This is a genomic window from Cellulosimicrobium cellulans (assembly GCF_001722485.1).
Classification (GTDB): Bacteria; Actinomycetota; Actinomycetes; order Actinomycetales; family Cellulomonadaceae; genus Cellulosimicrobium; species Cellulosimicrobium cellulans_A.
In genome coordinates, this window is the sequence record NZ_LWGL01000256.1 from 1 (window position 1) to 2840 (window position 2840).

At 78.1% G+C, this 2840-nt stretch carries 2 protein-coding genes; both read right to left on the reverse strand.

The window, feature by feature from the left end:
* Positions 1 to 1741: ATP-dependent helicase (locus JZ5iCDA_RS16605; protein WP_139123191.1), on the reverse strand; the 1741-nt coding region annotated here is incomplete at its 3' end.
* The coding region (locus JZ5iCDA_RS16610) for a RecB family exonuclease (RefSeq protein ID WP_139123192.1) at positions 1738 to 2840 on the reverse strand (1103 nt) is incomplete at its 5' end. The genes JZ5iCDA_RS16610 and JZ5iCDA_RS16605, both read right to left, overlap by 4 nt.

Sequence of the window (2840 nt, forward strand, 5' to 3'; positions counted from 1 at the left end):
GACGTCGTCCGAGATCCGGACCGGGGGGAAGGCGGTGGCGTCGGCGGGCTGCTCCATGGGGCCATCGTCGCACCTCGCGGGGGCGGGCGTTCTCGGCGGGGAGCCGGGCCGGTCCCCCGTCGAGACGCGCGAGGTCAGCGGCGCGCGAGCCCAGGGCGTGCAGGTCGGCCGCGCCGAGGTTCACGCGCGGCCCGGTGAGGAGCCGCACGAGCGCGTCACCGCGCGAGGGGTCGTGCACCGCCTCGAGCAGGGTCACGACGTCGACCACCTCGGGCGTCGTGAGCAGCCCGCCGAGACCGACCACCTCGACCGGCAGGCCGCGGCGGCGCAGCGCCACCTCCACGGCGGCGAACTGGCTGCGCTTGCGGCACAGCACCGCGGCGGTGACGCGTCCGCCGGGCGCGCCCGCCGGACGCCAGCGCGCCGCGACGAACTCCGCGACGGCCGCCGCCTCCTCCTCGGCCGTCGCCGCGACGTGCGCGCTCACCGCGCCCGGCCCGGCGTCCGGTCGCAGCGACAGCGGCGGCACCGCGACCGAGCCGCCGGCATCCCCGTCGCCGCGCAGCGGCGCGGACGTCACGTTGGCGGCGCCGAGCACCGCGGCGTCGTTGCGCCACGACGTCGACAGGTAGTGCACGGCCGCGGGGACGCCGTCGTCGCGGCGGAAGCGGTCCGGGAACCGCGCGAGCCCGCCGGCGCTCGCGCCGCGCCAGCCGTAGATCGACTGGTGCGGGTCGCCGACGGCGGTCACGGCGTGGCCGCCGCCGAACAGCCCGGCGAGGAGCTCGACCTGGGCGTGCGACGTGTCCTGGTACTCGTCGAGCAGGACGACGCGGAACCGCGCGCGCTCGGTCGCGCCGACGACGGGCACCTCGCGCGCGAGCCGGGCCGCGAGCGCCACCTGGTCGCCGAAGTCGAGCGAGTCGGTGGCGCGCTTGCGGCGCCGGTACTCGGCGACGACGTCGAGGAGCCGGACCCGCTCGGCGACGTCGCCCACGAGCTTGGCCACCTCCTTCGTCCGGGCCTTCTGCCGCGGCCCGAGCGGGAGGCCGTCGAGCGTCTCCGCGATCTCGGCGAGACGCTCGCGCGCGTCCTGCGGCTCGAGCAGGTGCTCGCCGAGCGCGCCCGACAGCCCGAGCACCGCGGCCACGACCGTGCTCACCGCGCGGTCGGTGCCGAGGTCCTCGTCCCAGCTCTCCACGACCTCGGACGCGAGCTGCCACTGCTGCGCCTCGCCGAGGAGCCGCGCGCCCGGCTCGATGCCGACGCGCAGCCCGTGGTCGGCGACGAGCGACGCGGCGTACGCGTTGTACGTCGCGACGGTCGGGCGGTCGAGCAGCGTCAGGGCGGACGTCGCCGTGCCGCGCGCGCGGCCGAGCTGCGCGAGCCGGGTCTGGACGCGCTCGGCGAGCTCGCCCGCGGCCTTGCGCGTGAAGGTCAGCCCGAGGACCGCGTCGGGAGCGACGAGCTCGTTGGCGATGAGCCAGACGACGCGCGCCGCCATCGTCTCCGTCTTGCCCGACCCCGCGCCCGCGACCACGAGGGTGGGCTCGAGCGGCGCCTCGATGACCTCGACCTGCTCGGGCGTCGGTCGCGGCCGGCCCAGCAGGTCGGCGATGCGCGTGGCCGAGAGCGTCGGTGCGGGCGCCGTCGCGGCGCCCGCGCCGGTCTCCGCCTCCGTCCCGACGAGCCGCACGTGCGGCTGCGCCTCCTCCGGCAGCTCGAAGAGCTCGCTGGTCATGCCACCACCTTCCTGCCTTCGGGCTGCACGGGGCACGAGCGCCGCACCGGGCAGACCTCGCACAGCCCGTTCTGGCGCGCCGTGAACGTCGACGACGCCATGGTCGCCGCGGCGTCCTCGACGAGGTCGCCAGCCCAGCTGGAGCCGTCCGGCGCGGGGTCGAGGGCCGGCTGGGCGACGACGGCGTGGCCGACGTGCGTGCTGCCCACGTAGACGAGCTGCGCGCCGGCGCTGCGCGTGCCCTCCGGGAGGTCGAGCCCGCCGGCCTCGACGGCGAGCTGGTACGCCCCGAGCTGCGGGTGCTCCGCCCCCTCGGCCTTCGTGGCGGTGCGGCGCCCGGTCTTGAGGTCGACGACCCGCACCTTCCCCTCGCCCGCGTCCTCGACCCGGTCGATCGTGCCCCGCAGGCGCGCGCGGCCCACGGTCACGTCGAACGACGGCTCGACGAGCACGGCCTCGCCCGCCTCGGCGAGGTACGCCGCGAGCTTCTCGACCATGCGGTCGGCACGGCGGCGCAGCTGCCGGGACGGCCAGCCGTCGGGCAGGGCCAGCTCGGGCCAGCGCCGGTCGAGCTCCGCCCTCAGGTCGGCGAGAGAGCCTGACGGGGCGGTCTCGGCGATCGAGTGCACGAGCGTCCCGAGGTTCTGGTGCGCCGCGTCGGGCGCCGTCCCGCCCGCGGCCTCGAGCGACCAGCGCAGGGCGCACGTCGCGACCGTCTCGACCTTCGACGGCGAGACCGTGACCGTCTCGTCCGGCGCGCGCAGCGGCGCGGTGCTCGAGACAGGAGCGACGCCGTACCAGGTCTCGGGCCGTGCCTCGGCGACGCCCTGCGCGCCGAGGTCGGCGAGGAGCCGTGCGGCCTCGCGCGCCGCGTCCCCGTCGGGTTCCGCGCCCGGCGTGGTGCCCGCACCCGCCGGGCCGTCCTCGGAGCCCGTCGCGCCCGCGCGCGCCGCGTCGGCGACGAGCACGGACCGCGCGGCGGCGACGAGTCCGCGCAGGTCGAGCGGGGCGCCCACCTGCACGTGCCGGCGCACGCCGTCGGTCCGTCCGCCTCCGGGGCCGCGGCCGTCCGGGCCGCCGTCCGGCGCGCCGTCGCCGG